General features: G+C 52.4%; 1 pseudogene. It reads right to left on the minus strand.

Features of this window, described 5'->3' with window-relative positions:
- Positions 1–819, minus strand: a pseudogene (locus tag QZ357_RS08745) (hypothetical protein); the annotation flags it as partial.
- Between the last annotated feature and the right edge of the window lie 144 nt (positions 820–963).

The raw sequence follows: 963 nt of genomic DNA on the forward strand, positions 1-963 counted from the left end.
GCCCTGTTCGCCTTTTGGGATTACGAAGTCCAAAATAACATCGTTTGGTGTTCCCGAATTTGTCACGCTTGCGGCTTCGTCAGGGTTTGCCGTTGTAACGGTGCCGATATTGATTCTTGCTGCTTCGCCTGTCGCTCCTGTTACGCCCTGAACTCCCTGAGCTCCTGTTGCACCCGAAGGACCAGTCGGACCAGTAGGTCCCGTTATGCCTTGTTCACCTCTTGGACCAGTCGGACCGGTAGGACCAGTCACGCCGGTAGGTCCTGTTGCACCCGCAGGACCTGCTGCACCGGTAGCTCCTGTAGGACCAGTCAATCCCTGTTCGCCTCTTGGACCGGTAGGACCAGTCACTCCTGTAGGACCGGTTGCACCCGCTTCTCCAGTCACGCCGGTAGGTCCCTGGATACCCTGCGGTCCTTGAGGTCCTTGTGGACCTGTTGCCCCGGTAGCTCCTGTCGTTCCCGCACCTGTCGGACCGGTAGGCCCTTGGACACCTTGAGGTCCCTGTGGACCTTGAACTCCATCGGCACCCGTTGCGCCTTGTTGCCCCGTGGCTCCGGTAGCTCCTGCAGGGCCCATCGGTCCTGTCGGACCCATAGGCCCCGGACATCCTCTCGGTCCTCTTGGACCTTGTGGACCCATAGGACCGGGGATGCAGCATTCGGGTTTTGGAGGGCAAGGGTAGGGTGGCCCTTGTTCACAGTCACAAGGGTAATATTCCCTCGGATCCATGCTGCATGAATTGGAGTTATTTGAAGGTTTGTGGCAATCATTTTCATTGCAGCCTTCTAAAAAACTGTTGTAATCAAAATCATACATTTGAATTATCACTCCTTATTTTATTATATGCTATATAAGAACATAAACTATTCATTAAGAATTCTGTTGAAATATTCCTTGTTAAGTTTGTATTCCCTGCTTGCAGGTTTTAAAACACCTGCTAATTCGTTATATTCATTTGCT

The sequence above is a fragment of the Anaerofustis sp. genome (assembly GCF_019420015.1).
Taxonomy (GTDB): Bacteria; Bacillota; Clostridia; order Eubacteriales; family Anaerofustaceae; genus Anaerofustis.